Origin of the sequence: Ancylobacter sp., assembly GCF_965249975.1 — a bacterium.
Lineage (GTDB): Bacteria > Pseudomonadota > Alphaproteobacteria > Rhizobiales > Xanthobacteraceae > Ancylobacter.
Genome location: NZ_CBDFNE010000018.1, coordinates 411387 through 433506 on the forward strand (window position 1 = coordinate 411387; position 22120 = coordinate 433506).

The 22120-nt window shown below is 65.1% G+C and carries 21 protein-coding genes and 1 tRNA gene; 13 read left to right on the forward strand and 9 right to left on the reverse strand.

Annotated elements, in window-relative coordinates:
• Positions 1–176: 176 nt before the first annotated feature.
• The 3 genes from ACP2AH_RS14910 to ACP2AH_RS14920 form a co-directional block, all read right to left on the reverse strand.
• Positions 177–2069, reverse strand: a complete 1893-nt coding sequence (locus ACP2AH_RS14910; RefSeq protein WP_425106517.1) for a phage terminase large subunit family protein — start codon at positions 2067–2069, stop codon at positions 177–179.
• The gene (locus tag ACP2AH_RS14915) at positions 2062–2607 is read right to left on the reverse strand and encodes a hypothetical protein (protein ID WP_425106518.1); all 546 of its coding nucleotides are present in this window, start codon (positions 2605–2607) and stop codon (positions 2062–2064) included. The genes ACP2AH_RS14910 and ACP2AH_RS14915 overlap by 8 nt, the downstream gene beginning before the upstream one ends.
• A gap of 358 nt (positions 2608–2965) precedes the next feature.
• Complete coding sequence (locus ACP2AH_RS14920; protein WP_425106519.1) at positions 2966–4846, reverse strand: AAA family ATPase; 1881 nt, start codon at positions 4844–4846, stop codon at positions 2966–2968.
• A 224-nt stretch (positions 4847–5070) separates the two neighbouring features.
• Here ACP2AH_RS14920 and ACP2AH_RS14925 point away from each other — a divergent pair, with 224 nt between their 5' ends.
• Both ACP2AH_RS14925 and ACP2AH_RS14930 read left to right on the forward strand, forming a co-directional pair.
• Positions 5071–5388 carry a hypothetical protein gene (locus ACP2AH_RS14925; RefSeq protein ID WP_425106520.1) on the forward strand — a complete coding sequence of 106 codons (318 nt, stop codon included), beginning with the start codon at positions 5071–5073 and terminating at the stop codon, positions 5386–5388.
• A gap of 340 nt (positions 5389–5728) precedes the next feature.
• The gene (locus ACP2AH_RS14930) at positions 5729–6904 is read left to right on the forward strand and encodes a hypothetical protein (protein WP_425106521.1); all 1176 of its coding nucleotides are present in this window, start codon (positions 5729–5731) and stop codon (positions 6902–6904) included.
• A 227-nt stretch (positions 6905–7131) separates the two neighbouring features.
• Here ACP2AH_RS14930 and ACP2AH_RS14935 read toward each other — a convergent pair whose 3' ends face one another.
• Positions 7132–8484: a PLP-dependent aminotransferase family protein gene (locus ACP2AH_RS14935; protein WP_425106522.1), complete on the reverse strand. Its 1353-nt coding sequence runs from the start codon at positions 8482–8484 to the stop codon at positions 7132–7134.
• Positions 8485–8641: 157 nt separating this feature from the next.
• Between ACP2AH_RS14935 and ACP2AH_RS14940 the strand changes: the two genes are divergently transcribed.
• Entirely contained in the window at positions 8642–9493 is an 852-nt protein-coding gene (locus ACP2AH_RS14940) for a DMT family transporter (RefSeq protein WP_425106523.1), read from the forward strand.
• A 25-nt stretch (positions 9494–9518) separates the two neighbouring features.
• Here ACP2AH_RS14940 and ACP2AH_RS14945 read toward each other — a convergent pair whose 3' ends face one another.
• The gene (locus ACP2AH_RS14945) at positions 9519–10091 is read right to left on the reverse strand and encodes an SH3 domain-containing protein (protein WP_425106524.1); all 573 of its coding nucleotides are present in this window, start codon (positions 10089–10091) and stop codon (positions 9519–9521) included.
• Between the two features lie 237 nt (positions 10092–10328).
• Here ACP2AH_RS14945 and ACP2AH_RS14950 point away from each other — a divergent pair, with 237 nt between their 5' ends.
• From ACP2AH_RS14950 to ACP2AH_RS14960, 3 genes are all read left to right on the forward strand, one after another.
• On the forward strand, positions 10329–11330 hold the full coding sequence (locus ACP2AH_RS14950; protein ID WP_307022191.1) for a 2-hydroxyacid dehydrogenase: 1002 nt from the start codon (positions 10329–10331) through the stop codon (positions 11328–11330).
• A 360-nt stretch (positions 11331–11690) separates the two neighbouring features.
• Positions 11691–12419, forward strand: a complete 729-nt coding sequence (locus ACP2AH_RS14955) for a hypothetical protein (protein WP_425106525.1) — start codon at positions 11691–11693, stop codon at positions 12417–12419.
• A 311-nt stretch (positions 12420–12730) separates the two neighbouring features.
• The gene (locus tag ACP2AH_RS14960; RefSeq protein ID WP_425106526.1) at positions 12731–13093 is read left to right on the forward strand and encodes a hypothetical protein; all 363 of its coding nucleotides are present in this window, start codon (positions 12731–12733) and stop codon (positions 13091–13093) included.
• 412 nt (positions 13094–13505) lie between these two features.
• Here the strand turns inward: ACP2AH_RS14960 and ACP2AH_RS14965 are convergent, their stop codons facing one another.
• On the reverse strand, positions 13506–14309 hold the full coding sequence (locus ACP2AH_RS14965) for a HesA/MoeB/ThiF family protein (RefSeq protein WP_425107047.1): 804 nt from the start codon (positions 14307–14309) through the stop codon (positions 13506–13508).
• A 141-nt stretch (positions 14310–14450) separates the two neighbouring features.
• Here ACP2AH_RS14965 and ACP2AH_RS14970 point away from each other — a divergent pair, with 141 nt between their 5' ends.
• On the forward strand, positions 14451–15683 hold the full coding sequence (locus ACP2AH_RS14970) for a glycine hydroxymethyltransferase (RefSeq protein ID WP_425106527.1): 1233 nt from the start codon (positions 14451–14453) through the stop codon (positions 15681–15683).
• 119 nt (positions 15684–15802) lie between these two features.
• Positions 15803–15879, forward strand: a tRNA-Arg gene (locus ACP2AH_RS14975).
• Between the two features lie 17 nt (positions 15880–15896).
• Here the strand turns inward: ACP2AH_RS14975 and ACP2AH_RS14980 are convergent.
• The gene (locus ACP2AH_RS14980) at positions 15897–16394 is read right to left on the reverse strand and encodes a hypothetical protein (protein WP_425106528.1); all 498 of its coding nucleotides are present in this window, start codon (positions 16392–16394) and stop codon (positions 15897–15899) included.
• 46 nt (positions 16395–16440) lie between these two features.
• Entirely contained in the window at positions 16441–17358 is a 918-nt protein-coding gene (locus tag ACP2AH_RS14985; RefSeq protein WP_425106529.1) for a hypothetical protein, read from the reverse strand.
• Between the two features lie 824 nt (positions 17359–18182).
• Here ACP2AH_RS14985 and ACP2AH_RS14990 point away from each other — a divergent pair.
• Genes ACP2AH_RS14990 through nhaA form a run of 5 tightly spaced genes read left to right on the forward strand, consistent with a single transcriptional unit; the run spans position 18183 to position 21252 of the window.
• Positions 18183–18479: a hypothetical protein gene (locus ACP2AH_RS14990; protein WP_425106530.1), complete on the forward strand. Its 297-nt coding sequence runs from the start codon at positions 18183–18185 to the stop codon at positions 18477–18479.
• Positions 18480–18499: 20 nt separating this feature from the next.
• Complete coding sequence (locus ACP2AH_RS14995) at positions 18500–18739, forward strand: hypothetical protein (RefSeq protein WP_425106531.1); 240 nt, start codon at positions 18500–18502, stop codon at positions 18737–18739.
• Positions 18736–19014, forward strand: a complete 279-nt coding sequence (locus ACP2AH_RS15000; protein ID WP_425106532.1) for a DUF1488 family protein — start codon at positions 18736–18738, stop codon at positions 19012–19014. Before ACP2AH_RS14995 ends, ACP2AH_RS15000 begins: the two co-directional genes overlap by 4 nt.
• 25 nt (positions 19015–19039) lie before the next feature.
• Positions 19040–19897, forward strand: coding sequence for a transglutaminase-like domain-containing protein (locus ACP2AH_RS15005; protein WP_425106533.1), 858 nt, complete (start codon positions 19040–19042; stop codon positions 19895–19897).
• Positions 19894–21252 carry a Na+/H+ antiporter NhaA gene (nhaA, locus tag ACP2AH_RS15010; RefSeq protein ID WP_425106534.1) on the forward strand — a complete coding sequence of 453 codons (1359 nt, stop codon included), beginning with the start codon at positions 19894–19896 and terminating at the stop codon, positions 21250–21252. Before ACP2AH_RS15005 ends, nhaA begins: the two co-directional genes overlap by 4 nt.
• Here the strand turns inward: nhaA and ACP2AH_RS15015 are convergent.
• The gene (locus tag ACP2AH_RS15015; protein WP_425106535.1) at positions 21185–22087 is read right to left on the reverse strand and encodes a transglutaminase family protein; all 903 of its coding nucleotides are present in this window, start codon (positions 22085–22087) and stop codon (positions 21185–21187) included. The genes nhaA and ACP2AH_RS15015 overlap by 68 nt on opposite strands.
• Positions 22088–22120 lie beyond the last annotated feature (33 nt).

Genomic DNA, 22120 nt, shown 5'->3' on the forward strand with positions numbered 1-22120 from the left:
CAATTTACCTTCGGTCAAGCTTATCGAGCGTGTTTTCCGCAGGTTCAATTCGGGGTTGAGTTTCATATTGAGCGAGCGGCGCATAGGAGCGCATGATCGGACCAAAATGGCGTCCTAAGCCAGCTGATGCTGCGCGCAGCGAATCGGACGGGTGCAGACTGCGCTCCGAAACACCTTCACCCCACCCAGCTCGACCGCACCACGGCGGGCGCCTGGCGCACCACCTCGCCCGCAGTCCCGGCCCCCGCAGCCCCCGCGCGAACCTCCGCCGCCTCCATCTTCCCCACCATCTCCGCCAGGCTCATGCCGGCGGCATAGAGCCCGTGTAGCGCGGCTGTGGCATAGACGCGGCAGTCGAGCGGTTCATTGCGCACGCCGGGGTCCGGCACCCATTCGATGCGGGCGACGCCGCGCGTGTAGCGGCGGACGGGGCGCTCGGCGACGAGGCCGGTGAACCAGAGATAGTCGCGCTCCGCCGGCCAGTGGCAGGCGCCGGGGCCGCCATCGTCGATGCGAAGCCGCGAGAGCAGCCCGTGCTTGAGCGTGTCGACGCCGACAATGTGTACCGGGGCGAGGCTGGCGCTGCGCAGCTTGGGCGGGCGCTTTGGCCAGGGCGGCACGCCCGGCCCGCCTCGGCCCTTGATCGCCCATATCCGGCGGTTGAGCCGCTCGGCCGAGAACCGCATCACCTGGTCGGTGCGATGCCCGCCGGAATCGATGGCGACGGCAAGGATGGGAAGATCGAGGATCGCCTTCGGGTGGCGGAAGCGGCGGGCGAGCAGGCGATCGAGCGCCGCCCACACCTCGGGGCGCGAGGTGTCGCCGTGGAGAATGTCATAGTCCAGCGACCAGCTGGCTTCGCCCCTTCCCCAGCCGACGAACTCCACCTCAATGCGATCGTCCTGGGTATCAACGCCGGCGGTGATGACAGCGACGCCTTCCGGGAGAAGCTCAGTCCATGCCGGGTCGCAGGCGAGGCCGCGTGAGGCGAGACTGTCGGGCGCCAGCGGCGCCATGTCCCGGTCTTCATAGGCCTCGCCGAGCTTGAGGTTTGTCCATGTCTTCAGCCGCGCCGGGTCGCGTTTCGAGGTGAGGAAGTCGGCGGCGATCTCGCCCCAGCTCTCAAAGGGCGAGTACAGCGCCGAAAGGTGGAAGCCGGCGGTGAGCCCGTCGCCCTGCGCCGTGGCGCGCCATTCGCCCTTGGCGAGCATGGCGGGCTTGTCCGCCTCCTCGATCACACCGCCGCAGGCCTCGCAGGTATAGAACGCCTTGCGCGGCTCGCCCTCCGGCCAGGTCACGCCGCGCCAGCTCAGCGCCTGGTGCGTGCCGCAATGCGGGCAGGGCACGAAGTAGCGGCGCTGGTCGCTCTCGGCATAGGCCTTTTCGATCCGCGATACGCCGGCCTCGGTCGGGGTGGAGATGAGGAAGATCTTGCGCCGGCCCCGGAAGGTCACGGTGCGCTGCACGGCGAGTGCCACCGGATCTCCCTCGCCATCGGCATCCGCCGGGAAGGCGTCCACCTCGTCGAGCACGAGATAGCGCGCCGGGGTGGAGCGGAGCCCGGTGGCGGAGTTGGCCCCTGTCATGATGAGAGCGCCGCCGGGGAACTCCTTCAGCCCCACCGTATTGCCGGGGTCCTTGGAACGGGCCGGGGCGATGCGCGAGCGCAGGGCAGGCGTGCCTTCGATCAGCGGCTCGATGCGGGTGCGCGAGTTGCGCCGCACCATGTCGATGGAAGGCCACACGGCGAGGATCAGCCCCGGCGCATGCGCCACCCAATAGCCGATGGCGTTGAGCCCGGCTTCGGTGCCGCCGGTCTGGGCGCCCTTCATCAGCACCACCCGCTCGACGGGCGAGGCGGTCGACAGGCAATCCATGATCTCGGCGAGATAGGGCACCCGCGCCGTGCGCCACGGGCCGGGCTCGGCATTGGTGCCGGGCAGGGTGCGGTTGGCGTCCGCCCATTCGGTGACGGTCAGCTGCAGCTCCGGCCGCAGCCCCCGCCGCCAGGCGGCATCGACCAGCTCGGCGGTGAGGTCCGCGAGGTCGCCCTGCGTCCGGTCAGTCATCGGGGAACTCCTCCAGCGGCATGTCGGCCAGGGTGACGAGCTGGGCGCGCACCAGCCGGTCCAGCACCGCCACCACAGCGGCGAGGTCCGCCCCGGTGGTGGAGGCGATCTCCGGTGCCGCCCGGTTCACCCAGCCGAGCCAGGCGTCGCGCTCGAAGCGGGCGCGGCCCTCGATGGTGCGCAGCGTCGCCGCCCGGTCGATCAGCGCCCGCCCCATGCGCTCGGCCTTCAGCCGGGCGATCTCCGCCTCCGCCGCGTCGCGCACGGCACGGGAGGAGGCCGGAACCATCGAGGCGGAAGCCAAGGGAAGGGCCGGGCCATCGAGCGAGGCGCGTCGGCGGTTGGGATCGACATTCTCGGCCACCCACGCCTTGCCCCGCGCCACATGGATGCGCCCGTTCGGCTCGACGGGAAGCCCGCCGGCGATCATCTGCGAGACGCGCCCGGCCGAGACGCCGATCGCCTCGGCAAAACCCTTCTTGGAGAGGGTTTCCGCCGGCCGTGCGGTCACGTCGGCGAAGAGGGAGGAGCTATGCAAATCCCGCATTCTCAACCCTTTCTCAAGCCGGAGACTTTAGGGCTCAAACGCGGCTCGTCTAGCGAACTCAAGCGCTGTCGCCGCCCGCATACTTTGACCGGGGGGAGGACCCGCGACAGGTGCCGCAACTCCGCCTCGATCTCCGACTTCGCCTCGTGGAACGCCTCCGGGTCACGGTGGCTCGGCATCAGCCGCCGCACCCGATCCGCCAGCTCGACCAGCCTCTCGCCGGCCGTGTCGGCGTGACCGGCAGCCCCTGGGTCCGTGACAGCGTGACACCCCCTAAAGGGGGATGTCACGCTGTCACGCTCCGGCTGCGACAACCCGTGACGGTCACGCTTTGTCACGCCTGTCACGCTCACAGGATCATCCATACCCAGTCCCCCCAGATACCGATGAGCCGGCCGGCCTGCAGCTTCTGACGCACCCGGTGGAAGGCCTGCCGCTTGGCGGCTGGCTCGTCCGACGGGCTCACGCCGCGCCGGTAGGCGTACTCGCGCCACCTCTCGATGGTGACGACGCGCACGCCGTTGGGCACCTGCCCGCCCGGGGAAGGCTGCCCCTCCTCGGTCAAGGCCAGCGTCAGTGCATCGAGCGCGATGCGCGCCGTGTCGGGTAGCCGCGTGGTGCCCTTCGCCTCGCCGGTGCTCGCATCCGTGGGAGCGATGATGCAGGAGGTGATCTCGTCACCCTCCTCATCCGTCCCGAGGACCGATTGCAGCAGCTTGTAACTGAAGGGCGCGATAGCGCCGCCGTCCTTCACCTTCGCGATCTTGCCTTCGCACACACCCGTCTCGTGACGGGTGATCTCTATCGCCGCATCCACGGCGCCCAGCAGGGCATTGGAGCCCCGCGCGCCGCGATCGGTATCCTTGCCGGAGTGATGCACGACGAGGACGTGGCACGCCAGCTCGCGCTGGATCCGCTCCGCCTTCTGCACCACCACATTGATGTCGCGCGCCTTGTCCTCGTCGCCCGAGCCGATCATGCGCGAGAGCGTGTCGAGCACCACGAGGCGCAGCGGCGCGCTCATGCGGGCCTGATGGTCCTTCACGTCAGCAATCAGCGTTTCGGCGCCTTCCTCGTCGTCATAGAGATTGACCGAGGACGGCACGAGCACGAAGGGCTTGCCGTCTTCGCCGTCCTTCTCCTGCCGCCACGCCTTCATCCGCATCAGCATGCCGGCGCCGCCCTCGCCGGAGACATAGACCACCCCGCCCGCCGCCACCCGCTTGCCGAACCAGTCGCGCCCATGGGCGACGTGCAAGGCGAGGTCGAGCACGAGGAAGCTCTTGGAGGTGCCGGGCGGGCCGTAGACGGTGGAGAAACCGCCTTCGATCAGCAGCCCCTTCACCAGCCAGGAGAGCGCGGGCTGCTTGTCCTCGTCGCCCCACCACACCGCCGGCAGCCGGGTCGCCGGGGCCGCCGGCCGCCAGTCGGGCGCGGCCTCCGCCAGGCGGTGCAGTTCCTCCACCTTGCCGCCGGCATCGAGCCAGTCCGACACGTCGCCCTTGCGCGGCAGGTTGGGCAGGGTCAGCACGCGCACCCGCGTCGCCACGGGTTTGAGCGCCCGCGCCACCTTCTCGGCGTGGTCGCGGCCCGGCTCGTCATTGTCGGGCACGATCACGACATCGGCGCCGACGAAGTGCTCGACGAAATCCAGCCGCCACTTGCCGGCCCCGGCAGCGTTGCAGGTCGCCGGCACGTTGAGGGCGCGCAGGCGGTCCACGTCCTTCTCGCCTTCGACGATGAAGACGGTGCGCTCGGACCCGATGGCCTCGATCAGTTCGGGCAGATGATAGGGCACGTGCCGCACACCGTGCAGGTCCCACGCGAAGCCGCCGGCGCCGTCCGGCCGGCGCTGGCGGAACTCCTTCGGCTCATAGCGCACCACTTCGAACAGCAGCGCCCCGGCCTCGTCGACATAGGGGTAGGTGGCGACGATGCGCCGCCCGGTGGAGGGCGCCTCCGGCCGGCCGGCGAAGTCGGGGAAGGTCTGCTTCAGCCAGGCCAGCGCGCCCTCGCGCCCGCCGCCCTGGCGCCGCGCGATGAGGTCGAGCACGCCGCCGCCCTCCCCGGCCTCATGGTCGGTCCATGTGCCCTTATGCGGCCCGCCGATCTTCACCGACAGGCTGCCATTCGTGCCGAAGCGCAGTTCGTCCTTCGACGACATGCCCCGGTTCGGTTCCCCGAGAAGCCGCCCCGCAACCGCCGCCATCAGGTCGGGAAAATCGGTCATGGCCGGCCCTCCCCGCCTTCAGGGGTGCGCGGGCGCCGTCCAAAATTCCCTAACAAAATCAACGAGGCAGCGACGCCCCCACAATGGCCGCAAACCGTTGTGGCGAAAGACGTTTTTGCTACACTCTCCTGGCATCAGAATACCGTGGAAATTGTGCGGTATCAAAAGGTCAAGCCTTTTCAAGGTCCTGTCGGTGTCGCACTGTGTTACCACGGTGTGCAACGATGGGTCTTTGGCTTTTGGGGCCGATGAAGCGCAAAAATTCGTCCGATCATCCATTCGTCCAGCGAATGCCGGCGGACGTTCGGCCGCGACGGGTCGACGCGACGCTGGAGGTGCCGCTCGGCGACGACTTCGCGCCGGTCTCCATATCGGAGAGCGCACAGGCCAGCCCACGGCTCTACCGCAGAGGAACCTCGTCGAGCGCTTCTTCAACTGGACCAAAGATGCGCGGCCTCGCCAGCCGCCACGACCGGCGCCCAGAAAACCTCCTCGCAGCCCTCAAGCTCGCTGCCGTCCGCATTCGGATCAATGCGTTATGAGTCTCCTGGTGAGAATCGGACGAAGACCAGAACGGATAGTGTCTGGCAAATGGCATCGGCGGAGGATTTTCGGCACGTCCAGAACGTCCCATAGAGCAGGTCGGGACAATTGGCCACAATCCCAACAACGCACTTGGCTTTGCCAAACGCCATCCACCAAGCCCATTATATCGTTTTCCGGAACCTTGAAATGCGCAGATATAAATCATTAATTGATATTAATGGGACATTAATATTATATGTTCTGTCAATACTGATTGTATTTATATTTTTATTAACGTTTATTTTCTATTTCAATAACATATTTAACAATACGCCATATTTTGATGAGTGGAAAACGGTGCCAGATGCAATTCGTATCTCGCGGGGAGATTGGTCATTTTATTATTTATTGTCTAAAGAACAGGGCCATTCTGTTATATTCTACAGAATGTCGACAATAATAGATGCATATTTATTTTCATACTCTCTCTATACAACTATTTTTATAGGATACTTTTTCTTACTGCTTTCAGCATTGTTTATTTCAATTACTGTAATTTCGGCGCAAGACGCCAGCTTTATATCCCGTCTTATTGCGTCCATTGGCATCGCTTCTTTGCTTTTTAATCTTCATAATTGGGAAAATATACTAGCTCCTTGGATAATAAACTCAACATCACTTTTATTTTGTTTCATTATTTCAACATACACCACTTCAAAGAAGCGCATATTTTATATGATCATTTCAATACTATTTTCCGCACTGGCGTCACTTTCTTTTAGCAATGGATTTCTCGTCTGGATTTGTTGTTTTTTTATATTGATTTCGCACCGCATGTTCAAAAGAGCGTCAATTTTCCTCGTGCTTGGAGTGCTATTTATCATCTATGCGATCAAAGATTGGGGTCAACCTAGCAGCGGCGTCAATATCGGGAATTCTATTCTACGCATGTTCTCTGCAGTAGGAAACGGACTTTCTTTCTCTCCTACAGCCATTTCCACCGCCGCTCCCGTATCTGTGTCGGATATGCATCTCTTGATGATCACGGGTCTAATTTTGATCCTCGTGGCATGTTGGATGGCGTTTCTCGTGCGACGGGATATAGCTCGCTCGTCCTTTGCAATTTCGTTCATGTTGTTTGGCCTCGGCAGCTGCGCTCTCATCGCTGTGGGGCGCTCGACCTTGCCTGTGGAGCAGGCCGCGTCTTCGCGATACTATTTTTCTGCCGTCCCGATCTTGATCGGCATTATCCTGATATTGCTCGATTTAAGCCGCAAGAATAAGTTAGCGGCCTTTGCGCTATCGGGATGTGTCGCGGTTGTTTTTGCCTCCTACTTCGTGGCGTTCCGTACGGAGATGGCGACCGCGCCTTATCGAAAACTGGCGTTCGACCGATGGGAGAAAGCGGTCGAAAGCTACGATACGGCGACGGATGCGGAGTTGGCCGATCAGCTTTCGTCTCCGGCTCTTATAAGGTCCTTGGCTCGGAGCTTATCCGACGCCAAGCTTGGGCCGTTCAGCGCGGTAAAGTAAACCAGAGCTGCAGGTCGCGCCCCAGCCGGGCCGTGATATGCTGAGCCCGGCTTCCCTGAGACCTTTGTTCCTCCGACTTAGGAGAGTGTCCTAAGTTTCGTTGATCCTAAACCATTTTTGGACCGCCGGAGGCTGGAGTTTCCGGCCTGCTTCACGGCAGCGGGCTGGCAGCGCCGGCGGAATGCCGACATCATGGCACCTGAGCGATGCGCCGGACGGCGATTTCCTTATCCAAGCGCGCGGCGCAGAAAGGCCAGCACCTCGGGGGGCATCTGGGTGACGTTGAAGCGCATGAAATCCGCTGCCGTCCGGCTGACGCTGAAGACATTACCCGGCGCGAGGACGATGCCTTCCCGCAGCCCACGCTGCGCGAGTTCGGAAGCATCGACGGCGCGCGGCAGCCGGCACCAGAGATAGAAGCCGCCCCGGGGCAGCGTCCACGGATGCACGTCGCAGGTGGCCAGGGCAGCGATGACCTCGCGACGGCGGCGCGTCAACCGGCCCTGGAGGCTGCCGAGGTGCCGGTAATAGCTGCCATCGCTGAGGGTGCGGAACACGAGTTCGGCGGCAAGCGGGCTCGGGCCGCCAAAGCCCGTCGCCAGTTGCAGGTCGGCCAGCGCTTCGACGCGTTCCCGCCGCGCGGCGATGTAGCCGCAGCGGATCGACGCCGAGAGCGTCTTGGAGAAGCTGCCGATGCGGATCACCCGGTTCAGCCCGTCGAGGGCCGCGAGGCGCACCGAGCGTTCCGGCTCAAAATCGGCGAAGATCTCGTCCTCGACGATGATGAGGTCATGAGCGGCGGCCGCAGCGAGAAGCTGATGGGCGATGCGCGGCGACAGGCTGGCGCCCGTGGGGTTATGCAGCGCGGCATTGGTGAGATAAAGGCGCGGCCTGTGGAGGGCGAGCGCCTCCTCGAACCGGGTGATGTCGGGACCGAAAGGTGTGTGGGGCACACCTATGATGCGCACCGCATGCGCCTGCAGCAGCGCGCGAAAATTGAAATAGCAGGGGTCGTCCACCAGCACCGCATCGCCCGGCCGTAGCAGGTGCCGGCAGATGAGGTCGATGGCCTGCGTGCCGGAACTGGTCAGCAGCACATCCTCCGGTCCGGCCTCGATGCCCTCGGCGGCGAAAGGGCGGGCCAGCAGCCGGCGCAGGGCCGGTGAGCCGCGGGTAGAGCCGTATTCCACGAGCGTGGCATCGGTCGTCTTCGCCGCCGCGCGTAGCGCACGGCGGATGGCGGCGAGCGGCATCCAGTCGGGCGGCAGCCAGCCGCAGCCGGGCCGGAGCGTCTCCCTCCCGGCGTCCAGCGACTGCCGCGAGACCCAGAAAGGATCGATCGCACGGTCGAGGGGCGCTTGCGTGTCGCCGGCCCGCCCGGCCGGTGCGCCGGCGGCGACATAAAACCCCGATCCGGGGCGTGGACGGATCAGCCCCTCGGCGGCGAGACGGTCATAGGCCTCGACCACGGTGGAAGGCGAAACCGCCTTCTCCCGCGCCAGCTTGCGGATGGAGGGCAATTTGTCCCCCGGCAGCAGGGATTGGCTGGCGATCAGGCGCCGGATCGCCACCACCACCATTTCCGTACGCCCTATTGGCGGAGCCGATGAAACCCCGGGCTGGCTCAGCTGTATGGCTCCGTATGCCCTCACTGTTCGGCTCCATGGTACGGAACCGTGGCTGTCGGCGCCAGCGTTGCGCGCTTAGGAGAAGGGCCATTGCCAAAAGGAGCATAACGTGGCGCGGGGATGGTGGAGCGGACTGATCGGCGTGATCATTTTCAGCGGCTCGCTGCCGGCGACGCGGATTGCCGTCAGCGGTTTCACGCCGCTGTTCCTCACCTCCGCGCGCGCCGTCATCGCCGCGCTGCTTGGCGCCGGCCTGCTGCTCCTGCTGGCGCAGAAGCGGCCGGCGCGCGCCGATATCGGGCCGCTGACGGTGGTGGCGGCGGGGGTGGTGATCGGGTTTCCGCTGCTCACCGCCCTGGCGCTGGAACACATCACCGCCGCGCGCTCTATCGTCTTCATCGGGCTGCTGCCGCTGGCGACGGCACTGTTCGGCGTGCTGCGCGGCGGCGAGCGGCCGAAGCCGGCCTTCTGGCTGTTCTCCATTGTCGGGGCGGCCACCGTCGCCGGCTTCGCGCTGGGCAATGGGGTGCCGAGCTCGGTTGTCGGCGACCTGCTCATGGTCGGGGCGGTGCTGCTGTGCGGGCTCGGCTATGCCGAGGGGGCCCGGCTGTCGCGCCGGCTCGGCGGCTGGCAGGTGATCTCCTGGGCGCTGCTGCTGGCGCTGCCGCTGATGCTGGCCGTGGCGGTGGTCACGCGGCCGGGAACGCTGGCGCCGGTGACCGCGGCCGCCTGGGCGGGCCTTGCCTATGTCTCGGTGTTCAGCATGCTGGTCGGCTTCGTCTTCTGGTATCGCGGTCTGGCGCTGGGCGGTATAGCCGCCGTCGGCCAGCTGCAGCTGCTCCAGCCCTTCTTCGGGCTGGGGCTGGCGGCGCTCTTGGTGGGCGAGCAGGTCTCCGCCACCATGATCGCGGCGACGCTGCTCGTCGTGCTCTGCGTGGCGGGCGCCCGTCGCTTCGCCTGAGGCGACACTGCCTAACGCCTTGCCTCTACTCCAATTTCTCGCCGGGATAGACGCCCCAGAGGCGTTCCTGTTCGATGAAACCGTCGAAGCCATTGTCGAAGAAGCGGCACCATTTGCCGTCGCAATGCTCGACCTTGCCGAGCACCCCGGCTTCCAGCCGGGCGCGGACGGGCGATTTGGCGGAAGGCTCGGCATAGAGGGAGACTTCCTCGCCCGCCTTCCACGGATTGACCAGCGCCGTGCGCCGGCCTGACAGCATGGAATGATACACCCATCCCTCGGCTCCGTCGGCGTCGCGGATACGCCGCCAGGTTTCGAATTCGGCTGTGATTTCAACGGGTAGTCCGGCACGGGTGAACACCCAGGCGACGCCATGGTCGCGGGTGGGGCCGGAGCGCACATTCACCTTGTCGGCCTTGAGGCTGACGAAACGCGGCACGGGCAGACCGCTGGTGCGCCCCACCGGCCCCGCCGCATCAGCCGGCGCGGCGTCCTTTGCCGCACCTTGCGTCGCCCCCTGCGCCGCCTCCTGCGCCATGACCGGTGAGTGCAGTGAGGTGGACAGTGAGGCCAGACCGGCCAGCACGGCAATCGTCATCGGCAGCTTCGTTCGGCCTCGAAGCTTGTTGTCACGCATCGTCTCAATCACCCTTCGTCATCGGGCGGCGCTGTCGCGCAGCACGATCGTGGAAACACGCCTGCACTGCGAATCGGTGCATTTTTGTGTTTCCTGGACCTGTCTGCTAAGGAACGGCTCGCCCGGTTTTGGCGCGAGTGTGGGGCCCGTAGCGTTAACGGGAGCTTGATCGCCACGGTGATTTGTACGGGGAGCAACATGGCCCGCAGGAAGCCGCTGGTCGTCGTGACGCGAAAGCTGCCCGACAAGATCGAAACCCGCATGCGCGAATTGTTCGATGCGCGGCTCAATGTCGACGACGTGCCGATGAGCCAGGCCGCGCTCGCGGAGGCCGTCGCCACCGCCGATGTGCTGGTGCCGGCCATTTGCGACCGCATCGACGCCCGCGTCATCGAGGCGGCCGGGCCGAACCTCAAGCTGATCGCCAATTTCGGCAATGGCGTCGATCATATCGATGTCACGGCCGCCACGGAGCGCGGCATCACCATCACCAACACGCCCGGCGTCCTTACCGAGGACACCGCCGACATGACCATGGCGCTGATTCTCGCCGTGCCGCGCCGGCTCACCGAGGGGGCGGCGCTGATCACCAGCGATGACGGCGCCTGGCCCGGCTGGTCGCCGACCTGGATGCTGGGCCACCGCATCTGGGGCAAGCGGCTCGGCATCATCGGCATGGGGCGCATCGGCCAGGCGGTGGCGCGCCGCGCCCGCGCCTTCGGCCTGCAGATTCACTACCACAACCGCCGGCCCCTCCCCGCGCAGATCGAGGAGGATCTGGAGGCGACCTATTGGGACAGCCTCGACCAGATGCTGGCGCGGATGGACATCCTCTCCATCAACTGCCCGCACACGCCGGCCACCTTCCACCTGCTCTCCGCCCGCCGGCTGAAGCTGGTGCGGCGCGACGCCTATATCGTCAACACCGCGCGCGGCGAGGTGATCGACGAGCATGCGCTGATCCGCATGATCGAGCAGGGCGAGATCGCCGGCGCCGGCCTCGACGTGTTCGAGCGCGAGCCGGCGGTGAGCCCGAAGCTGCTCAAGCTCGCCCGCGCCGGCAAGGTGGTGCTGCTGCCGCATATGGGCTCGGCCACGGTGGAGGCCCGCGTCGACACCGGCGAGAAGGTGATCGTCAACATCAAGGCGTTCATGGACGGCCACCGCCCGCCCGACCGGGTGCTGCCGGCGATGCTGTAGGGCGGGACTGAGGGCGGGCGCCCGCGCGCGCGCCTCGGCATGACGGGAGCCTTCGGTCGGCGCACCCTCAACCCTGACGGTCGAGGGCCGATCCGGGATCGCCGACCCGACGAAATGCGCTTCCGCCTACGGCCACCCCCTCGCCCCTTCTCCACCGCCCCGCCCTCAACGCCTCGCGACAGTGGAGAGGGCCTGCGTCATGCGGGGGCTTTCGTCCTGTACCCAGCGGCGCGGTGATAGGCGCGGCGGATCGCACCGATATATTGCAAGACCGACTGTTGCGGGATGGTGCCGCACTCGGAGTCGTAAGCGCGGGCGCTGAAGATCGAGCAGCCGGCATGGCGACGGGGCGCCTCTGCGATGGGCGATTGCGAACAAGATGACAGTGACGATTCGGACGGCGCCGCATATTTTCATCGGATGCGACTGTTATCGGGAGCGACTCTCGTGCCGGAAATCGACAAGCAGATCGTCTACGCCCGGACAGAGATAATGAATAATGTCGAAGAGTTTGTCTTCAACGAGGGCATGTCATCGAAACGACGAAATACATATCTCAATTTCTCTTCAGGGAATCGCGATATGAAGAAATCATTTCAGGTTCTGGATAAAAATTATTGCTACATGCATCTATTCGAACTGCATTGTGGAATCAATTGGCGAGAGATATGGAGAATTTTTTGGATTGATGGCCAAAATATAAAGGAAAATATGTTTAATAATATGGCGCTCATTGGAATGATGTCAACAAGTGAAGATAAGTTATTTGATATTAAATATCGATCAATGCGTGATGTCGATCGTATTTCAAATCTGATAATACGATATTATAAGGAAAGAGTATTTCCATTCTTCGAAAAATGGTCGGATTATCACAAGGTGAAGGAAGAGTTCTTCGCGCTTTCCGATGCCGCGAGACAGATTACTCTTCTGCCAAGTGACATGTCTCGAATCGCTGTCGCCATCGCTTTGGCCGACGGCGACAGGGAGTTGGCTCGGAAACTGATAGAAGAACATGGACCGCATTTTAAGTCGGAACCAAAATTGGAACGGTTTTTTGAAACGTTGCGTACCCGGGGCCTTGTTTAGGCCCGGCTTCCTATCGTCATCCCGGACGGCCGCAGGCCGATCCGGGATCGCGCCGCATGATCGCGCACAACGACAAGCCCGATTCCGGTTCTCGCTTCGCTCGGCCGGGATGACGCCAGCCTGAAGCCATGCGGGAAGCGCCGCTTCAGCGCCTATGCCCCCGACAGATCCGCGCCCGACCGAGCCACCCCATGGCACGCGCGCGCCCCTGTCGCGTTGCCTCGCGCCCACTCAAGGATTAATGATCTTAGCGATTACGGCCACACATCGCGGATTTTGCCGAGCCAATCGGTCTACGCACGGAGCCGCATATGATAAAGCGTATTGTAATTGCTACATTTGGATTACTATTATTATATATATCATTATTTATATTTATGATAAGCTTAAATATTATAGTATTTGTCGTACATGTGGAAAATTTTCCTGGTGGCACCATCGAAATAGGCGACGGCACCCGGCATATTGCAAAAAAAGATGGATATATAGCGTTCATCCAACAGTTAGACGGAGGCTCCGACGTCACCCTTAAATGTACAGAATCTATAGATAGAGATGTATATTTTACACCTGAACTTGATCAATTTATATATATTGAAATAGATGGCTGCGACATAAAGGATATCCGGGGATATGATTTCGTATCTACATTTGCGATTTTATTCGGTTTTTGATTCAGATTTATCTTTATATTTTTACATGAGTGCTGATTTAGATCCACGAGAGCGGCCTGCGCGCTACTGCGTGACGTAGATCGCCGCACGCGGCTCAAGGCCTGTTCGGCACGCTCGCCGGAGGGACAGCACAGCCCCCGCGCGCTCGGCTTCCCCGGACACGCCGCGCCCCGCGCGGCGCCGATCCGGGGCCCCGGAGAGCGTCTTCAGGCCCACACCTACGCATCTGCGTGCTTCGAGGCGCGCTGCGCGCGCACCTCAGCATGACGGGGGGCCTTTGTCCGGCACATCGTCATCCCGGACGGCCGAAGGCCGATCCGGGATCGCGCGCAGAATGACCGCCCCGATCCCGGCTCTCGCTGCGCTCGGCCGGGATGACGCCCCCTTGAGGCGATGCGGAGCCCGCTGCCCGTCAGCGCCTATGCCCCGACAAGTCCGTGATCGTCGGGTTCTCCCCGGTCAGCGGGTTGTCCGGGTCCCAGCCATAGCTCAGCGTCTCGAAGCGCATGGTGAGGGTGTCGATCATCAGCAGCCGCCCGACCAGCCCCTCGCCGAAGCCGACCACGGCGCGCGCCGCTTCCAGCGCCACCAGCGTGCCGGCCACCCCGGCCACCGCGCCGAGAATGCCGGCCTCGGCGCAGCTGGGCACCAGCCCCGCCGGCGGCGACTCCGGGAACAGGCAGCGATAGGTCGGGTTCGGCGTGCCGTCCGGCGCCTTTTCATGCGGGCGCAGCGTCGTCACCGTGGCGTCAAAACGCCCCAGCGCAGCGGAGACGAGCGGCACGCCGGCCAGCGCGCAGGCATCCGAGACGAGATAGCGGGTGGAAAAATTGTCCGAGCCGTCGATCACCACATCGGCCGCGCCCACCAGCGCCAGCGCATTTTCCGCCGTCAGCCGCGCCGTGATCCCCTCGAACGCCACATGGGGGTTGAGCGCGGCGATGAACGCGCCCGCGCTCTCGGTCTTGCGCCGGCCGATGGCCTGGGTCGTGTGGATGACCTGACGCTGCAAATTCGACAGCGACACCTCGTCATCGTCGATGACGGTGAGATGGCCGACCCCGGCAGCGGCGAGATACATCAGCGCCGGCGCGCCGAGCCCGCCCGCGCCCACGACCAGCATCCGCGCCTTTTTCAGCTTCTGCTGGCCCGGCCCGCCGATTTCGGCCAGCACGAGATGGCGCGCATAGCGCTCCACCTCCTCGGGGGAGAACAGCGGCGCGCGCGGCGGCGGGGCAGAGGCGGCGGGTGTGTCTGTCATGGCTGAGCTATATAACAACCCGCCGCCCGCTCGCCACAGCCGGGATGCCCGCGCCGCAGCATTGGCCGGCGGCCGGGAAACGGCTATCTCGGTGCCATGACCGGGGATCACGCACCACTCTTCGCCGCCGCCGCCCGCCACACGCAAACACTGACCCGCGCGCGGCTGGTTCTCTACGCCGGGGCCAACCTGCCCTCGCCTGACGTGCTGGCGGCGTTTGCGCCGGGCCTCGGCGCCATGCCCTCCATGGGGCCGAGCTTCGACAAGGAGCAGCCGGGCACCGAGATCGTCTCGCAGTTCGAGGTGGCCATCCGGGCGGAAGCCTGCGCGCTGTTCGGTGCCGCCTGGGCCGAGCCGCGCCTGCCGAGCGCGACCCTGTGCAATCTCGCCGTGTTTCACGCCTTCGCCCGCCCGGGCGAGCTAATGCTGGCGCCGGACAAGGCGCAGGGCGGGCATCTGAGCCAGCGGCGCGGCGGCACGCCGGATCTCGCCGGGCTAACCTGCGAGGAGCTTCCCTTCGATGCCGCCGGCCTGTGCCTCGATGAGACAGGCGCCGCGCGGCTGGTGGAAGAGCGGCGCCCGCGCCTCGTCATGCTCGGGCGCAGTGTCATGGTTCGGGCAGACGACATCGCGCCCGTGGTGGCGGCGGCGCGCGCGGTGGGCGCCACCACCGTGTTCGACGCCTCGCATGTCGCCGGGCTGATCGCGGGCGGCACCTACCCGAACCCGCTGGAGGCGGGGGTCGATGTGCTGGTCACCTCGACCTACAAGACGCTGCCCGGCCTGCCGCACGGGCTGATCCTCGGCCGCGACCCGGCGCAGGGCGAGGCGCTGGCGCGGCTGCTCGACGCCCGCTTCCTCGCCAACTCCAACGCCGCCCTGCTGCCGCCGCTGCTGCGCCTGCTCACCGACATGCGCGCCGGGGCGGCGGATTATGCCCGCCGCATCGTTGCCAATACGGCGACCCTCGCGCAGGCCTGCCGCGCGCGCGGCCTGCCGGTGATCGCGCCGGAGGCGGGCCATACGCACCAGATGCTGATCCCCATCGCGGCGGAGGCGGCGCCGCGCGCGCTGGTGGCGGCGCTGGCGGAAGGCGGCATCATTGTCGGTCTGTGCCCCGACATCACCCGGCCGGGGCGCAGCGCGCTGCGGGTCGGCACGCAGTTTCTCGCCACGCTTGGGCTCGGTGCGGGGGACATGGAGCCGGTCGCCGACCTCCTCGCCGCCGCCCTGAAGGCGGACACCGAGGGCGTGGAGCTCGATCCCGGCGGCGCGACGGCCCTGCCCGCGCGGATCCAGGCGCTGCTCGCCGGCGCGCGCCCGGCCTAGACGGCGGCGGCCGGCGCGAGGTTGCAGCCCCTCTCCCCATGAAACCTCCCGCGCCCCCGTTGCCGGGGGCCGGCGCTTCGATTATGAAGACGCGGCACAGGCGCATCCCTCGCGCCCAGGCACCCGTAGCTCAGCTGGATAGAGCGTTGCCCTCCGAAGGCAAAGGTCGCACGTTCGAATCGTGCCGGGTGCGCCACTTAACTCTTTGAAAAGTCAGACGGATTTACAGACCTCGCGTCTCGCGCGACGCTTCCGCGTTGTCTGAATAGCCACCGAATAGCCACCGGAACGAACTTGGGGCTTCGCGCGCTCATGCATGCGGCGCACTGCCGGCGAGTACGGTGAGTTGCCGCGCGAGGTCTTGCAGGGCCTCCGGCGCCGAGGAGGCCGGTGAAGCTGCGGGTTGACGTAGCGAAGCCCTGCGTTTTCGAAGGCATTGCGGAAGATCGTGCGAATCGGCGCGGCCGTGCTCCAGCATTTGCGGTCCAGCCCGGCGGGTTCGAAGGTGCCGCGCGGGCCGACAGCGATGCGGGTTGCCGGAAACAGCGGGTCGTCGAGGTCCCGTTGACATTCCTGCCTGAGGAACGCGACCCATGCGGCGGCAATCGCCTCAAAGTCGTCGCCGACCGGGAAGAAGGTGGTGGTGATCGTCTTCGAGGCCTTGGTGGCCCCCCGCATCCTGCACCAGTTGGTGCCGGTCCACCACGACATGCTGGTGTGGATGTGACCGGCCCCGGGGGGCCGGCCGGGTCTGGCTTCAGCGCTTGACGCGCTGGGGAAGATGACCTTCGTCGTCCCGTTGGCGCCCGCCGATCACGGCGGCGACACAGGCAATGAAGCCGCCCAACACCAGGGAGAGCGTGCCGAGCAGGGCGAAGGTGGCCCCGGCCTTGCGGGCCGTCTCCGCTGTCTCCTGAGCCTTCATCCGGGCGTCGTTGACGCGGGCGAGAACGCTATCCACCCGCGCGGCGGCGTCGGCGGGGGAGAGACCCGTCCTGCTGGCGACCAATTGGGAGAGATACGCCTTGTCGTCCGCGGTGACCGCGCCTGACAGGGCGCCCTCGGCGAGGATGCGCGACGCCTGGGCTGCGGCGCCGCCATCGGTGTCTGCGGCCGGGTTCGCCTGCGCCGCCGTGCCCTCGCGGAAGAGCAGGTCCACGAAATAGGACGCGGGATTGGCGGCGCTGGCCGTGGAGGCATTGGCGGCACCTGCCGAGGCACCCATGGCGGCTCCCGAGGCGACGTTCGAGGCCGCCCGCATGCCGGTGCCGAGAACGCCGGACATGGCGCCGCCGATCAGCATGACGATCAGCAGGGTCGCAAGAGCCCAGGTGACCAGGCCATGAGCGCTGTCGCGGAAGAAGGTCTCATCATGCGCATCCCCGTCGCGCCGGGCCCTGAGGCGCCCCGCCAGATAGCCTCCCATGCCCGAGGAGAGCCATTGCACAAGCACCAGCCAGATGGCGGTGGAGACAGCGAAGGTGGCGAGGCTGGTGCTCTCACTGGCCCAGGGCGAGACGATGGTGAGGCCGAGGCCGGAGCCCAGCAGCATGAGAACGAAGGTGAGCGCGGCCGCCGCGACGGCACCCGCCACGACAGCCCCCCAACTCATCGAAGGGGACCGTGTTTCAACAGGAGCCATAGCGACGCTGGCCGCTGGGTATGTGGATGTCATCTGGGAGCTCCTAGCGAAGAAAAAGAAAGAGGAGAATGATGATCGGGATCGGAATGCCGATCAGCCAAAGAAGAATTCCGCGCCCCATGATGGGCTCCTTTTGCAGAGTGCGTGCTTGCTGGTTGATGATCGCGCCAACAGGTCAGATCACCTTGGTGCCCGGAGAGGCTGAACACTCTGCCCGGCCCATCGGCACCGCTTGTGGTGCGGGCAGGTCGCCCCGGAACAGAGGAAACCGCTCGCGGCGAAGGGCGTGGTCTTCCCGGTGTCCTGACCACAAGGTCTTCCAACCGTTTTCTTTGCCATGGAAACGGTCCTGCACGCCCTGCATGGGGAGCGCAGCGTTTCACAGGTGCAAGGGTCTGCCAGAAGCTCAATCCTCGAAGCGGATCCGAAGTTCATTTTTATTTGGGATCGGCCGGATTTATTTTGATTCTGATTTTTGAATGCGGGTGCAAAATCAATAAAATAAGAGATATTTGATATATTTATTGACGTTTTCGCGTTTTTATTTATACTCCCCGATAGAAAACACTCGCGTCGTGCGCCTGCTTCAGCGCGTCAGGTTGATCTGGGAGTGGACTCGGCCAGGGCGAGGGCGCCGTCCCCGGAGGTCTGGAATCGAGTGACCAGCGCTCTCGCGAGCGCGGATGTCCGGGACCTCATCGCCATCCGGCAAGGCACGTGCGCGGCACCAAGCTGTGCAGGCCCGTCCCACTGACTACGGGGCCCCCTCGGGATGTCCTTCTACGCATTCCGGCGGCCCGCGCGCCACCCGGCGCCGCTTCTCAGTTCGCCTCGGCTCTCCAAGGAGGAGACACATCGTGACAACATCTTTCCCCGCCCGTGCTCGCGTTTCCGCTTTCACCGAGCCCATGCGCCGCTATTCCATCGGCCAGTCGGTCCGGCTGCTGAGCAGGTATCGCAATCCCGCGCAGAAGCTCGACGAGGTTTACCGGATTACGGGTTTGATGCCGGCGTTGGGCGGCTCCTTTCAGTACCGCCTGCGCCAGAACAGCGAGGCGTTCGAGCGGGTGGCGACGGAAGAGAGCCTGGATCTGGTGCGCATCGAAGAACCGGGCCAGGGCGCGTCCACGGCGCAGTCCGTGTTTCGGACCTGAGCATCGAGCAGTCAGGCATCATGCGGATCGTCATCACGTTTTTTCGCATCCGGCCCGAGGATGGGGCGCACGCGCAGGTGGGCCGGGAAGACGGCGAGGTGAGCAACTTTGATGAGGCGCTTGCCTTGGCCAGTTCCCTCGCCCAGTCGCTCGACATGCCGCAGCGACCGGATGCGGTGACCATTTTCGACGAAGCCGGGCGCGAACTCCATTCCTGCGCCTTCGCCCTTCTCTTGCCGCCTGAAAGGCGCACGCCATGACGCTGGCATTTCCCAACTACAGCCGCAGCTTCGACAAGGCCCGCAATGCGGTCCGCTTTACCGGCCATGACGGTATATTCGAGGTTCCCTTCCTCATAGAGATCTGCGCTCTGGGGGCCTCTGCCACGGCTGCGCATCTCACAGAGCTTGAGGAAGATGCCTTTCTCTCCGCCTTCGACCGGCGGCGCAGCGCTGTGCACGCAGCGGCGGCGAAGGCCTATGAGGGCGGCCGGCGCCGTCCCTATTACATTCTCACCGCGGCGGACATCCGATGACCCCTCCCCACGCCAGGATGGCCCCGTGCTGATCCGCTCCGGTTACGAAATCACACTGACCTGTCCTCAGCCGACCGCGCTTGTCTGCCTGCTGTCCATCCACGATGAACGCGCACCCGACATGCGATCGGCGGAAACCTTCTTCACCTCCCCGCCCGTGCCGAGCACGGTCTATCGGGACCTCTTCGGCAATCGGTGCCGCAGGCTGGTGGCAACGCCCGGCGACTTCATGATGTGGGGCGATGCCACCCTTGAGGATAGCGGCCTGCCGGCTCCGGCAATGACCGCCGCGCGCGAGGTTCCGGTTCCCGAACTGCCGGACGCCTGTCTCGTCTATCTGCTCGGCAGCCGCTATTGCGAGACCGACCGCCTCAGCCAGATCGCGTGGGACATGTTCGGCACGATTGCGCCGGGATGGGGCCGCGTGCAGGCGATCTGTGACTTCGTGCACAACCATATCCACTTCGACTACATGCAGGCCCGCTCCACCCGGTCCGCCTTCGAGGCATTCGAGGAAGGCGTGGGCGTCTGCCGGGACTTCGCCCATCTCGCACTGACCTTCTGCCGCTGCCTCAACATTCCCGCGCGCTATGTGAACGGGCATCTGGGGGACATCGGCGTGCCGGTGGTGGACCCCATGGATTTCAGCGCCTGGATCGAGGTCTATCTCGACGGAGGCTGGCATGCCTTCGACCCCCGCAACAACGTGCCGCGCATTGGCCGGATCGTCGTCGCCCGGGGCCGTGATGCGGCGGACATCCCGCTGATCAATTCATTCGGGCCGCATGTGCTGAAGTCCTTCCGTGTGTGGACCTACGAGGTGACCGACGTGGCGGTCGTGCCGACGCCCTGGGCTGCCCTGCCGGACGACCGCCGCCTATGAGCGAGGCGATGGGGCGCCTGCCCTCTGAGCCAGCCGACTGGATCACCCACGCCTTCAAGCGCTTCCTGAGCATCGAGGCTCTGGCCGGCGCCATCCTGCTCGGCTGCACGGTCATCGCCCTCATTCTCGCCAATACGGCCTGGTCCGAAGCCGTGACCGGCTTCTGGGAGATGAAGATCGGCCTGAGGGCCGGCGACTTCGAGATCTACCGCTCGCTCAAGCACTGGATCAATGACGGGTTGATGACCCTCTTCTTCTTCCTCATCGCCCTTGAGTTGAAGCGCGAACTGGTGCTCGGCGAGCTGCGCCAGCTGCGTGCCGCGGCGCTGCCGCTCGCGGCGGCGGTTGGCGGGATGGTGGTACCTGTCGCCGTCTTCCTCCTGGTGATGCAGGGCGGGGCGGGGAGCGTCGGCTGGGGCACCGTGATGTCCACCGACACCGCCTTCGTCATCGGATGCCTGGCGCTGCTCGGCTCCCGTGTGCCGGAAACCCTGCGCCTCTTCATCCTGTCACTCGCCATTTTTGATGATGTGGGCGCCATTCTCGTCGTGACCATCGGCTACAGCCATGGCCTCAATGTCATCGCGCTTGGTGCCGCAGGCTTAGGTCTCGCCACGGTGTGGGGCGTGGCGCGGCTCGGGGTGCGGAGCCTGTTCGTTTACTTCGCGCTCGGTGGCTGCATTTGGCTGGCGTTCGACCTGTCGGGCGTCCATGCGACTCTCACCGGCGTTCTCCTCGGCCTCATGACGCCGGCGCGGAGCTGGGTCAGCGATCGCCGGCTGCACGCCATTCTCGACCGGGTGACGGCCTATCCCCCCGGCGAGCGCTGGGAAGCGGGCACCAAGGCGCGGGGCGATCTCCGGCGGGTCGGCGTGGCCGCACGGGAGGCTCTGTCGCCGATCGAACGCCTCGAAATCATGATGCACCCCTGGGTCGCGTTCATCATCATGCCCCTGTTCGCGCTCGCCAATGCCGGCACGTCCTTCGGCACGGCCGGCTTCGACCCCACGCTCACCCTTGCCATCGTGGCGGCGTTCGTGATCGGAAAGCCTGCGGGGGTGCTTCTATTCAGTATCCTTGCGGTGCGGCTGCGACTGGCGGTGCGCCCTTGGCAGCTCAGCTGGGGGCTGATCGCGTCGGGCAGCCTGCTCACGGGCATCGGCTTCGCCATGGCCCTCTTCATTGCCGAACTTGCCTTCGCGCCCGGCCAGCAGGACACGGTCAAGCTCGGCATCCTCATCGCATCCGGCATCTCGGCCGCCGTCGGCCTTGCGGCCTTGCTCTGGGTCACGATGCCCCGAAGGGTACCGGAAGCGCCGGCGATCGGTCCCGTACCTCAACCTCAACGGACATGAAATCGAACGCGTCATTCATGCCGACGAAACTGCCTGTCACCGGCATCACCTGCTGTATGGTGCGCCCCACGGCGACCGGAATCAGATTGGCGCCCCCGACGCTGCGGTTGGTCGGATCGAAGGTGATCCAGCCGGCGCCGGGAACATAGACTTCCGCCCAGGCATGGGTGGATCCCGCTCCCCCGCTTCCGGTCGCCTCCAGGGTCGGGTTGTGCATGTATCCCGAGACGATGCGCGCCCCAAATCCCAGGATTCTGACCGCCTCGACCAACAGGACCGCCATGTCCCGGCACGATCCCCAGCCACGCTTGAGCGTCTGGACCGGCGTCTGCGTGCCCTCGTCGTCGCGCTCCTGGTAGGAAATCCAGGCGGTCACGCCGGCATTGAGGTCCTTCAGCAGGGCCAAGGTGTCGGTGGAGGCGCCGCGCACGAAGGCCTGGCTCCAGGCCCGCAGCCGTCCGCCGGGGTCGTCATATTGCGGAGTAGCCAAGGCGCCGAGGTCCGTCCACTCGTCGGCGCTGTAAACGAATGGGTAGGCGATCGCGGACGCAGCAACATCGAAGACCGGCCATTCCACCGCGTCGAGGTCGATCTCGGCGAGGCTGTCGATCGACAAGTGATCGGTCAAGTTCTGAAAGGTCGCGGTGGCAACCGCGTTGCCGGAGACGTCGTGGGCCCATGTGACCGCGGCGGGCGGTTCAATCGACACGGTCAGGGCGTTGAGGCGCAACTCCCGCGACTCGCGCGGACGCAGCATGAGGCGATGCGCGCCCAGGAGCACGGGCCGGTGATAATGGTAGATCGTGCGGTGATGGATGCTCAGCGTGGTGGTCACGGGCCTCTCCGTATGCGGGCGGATCGGCAGGGT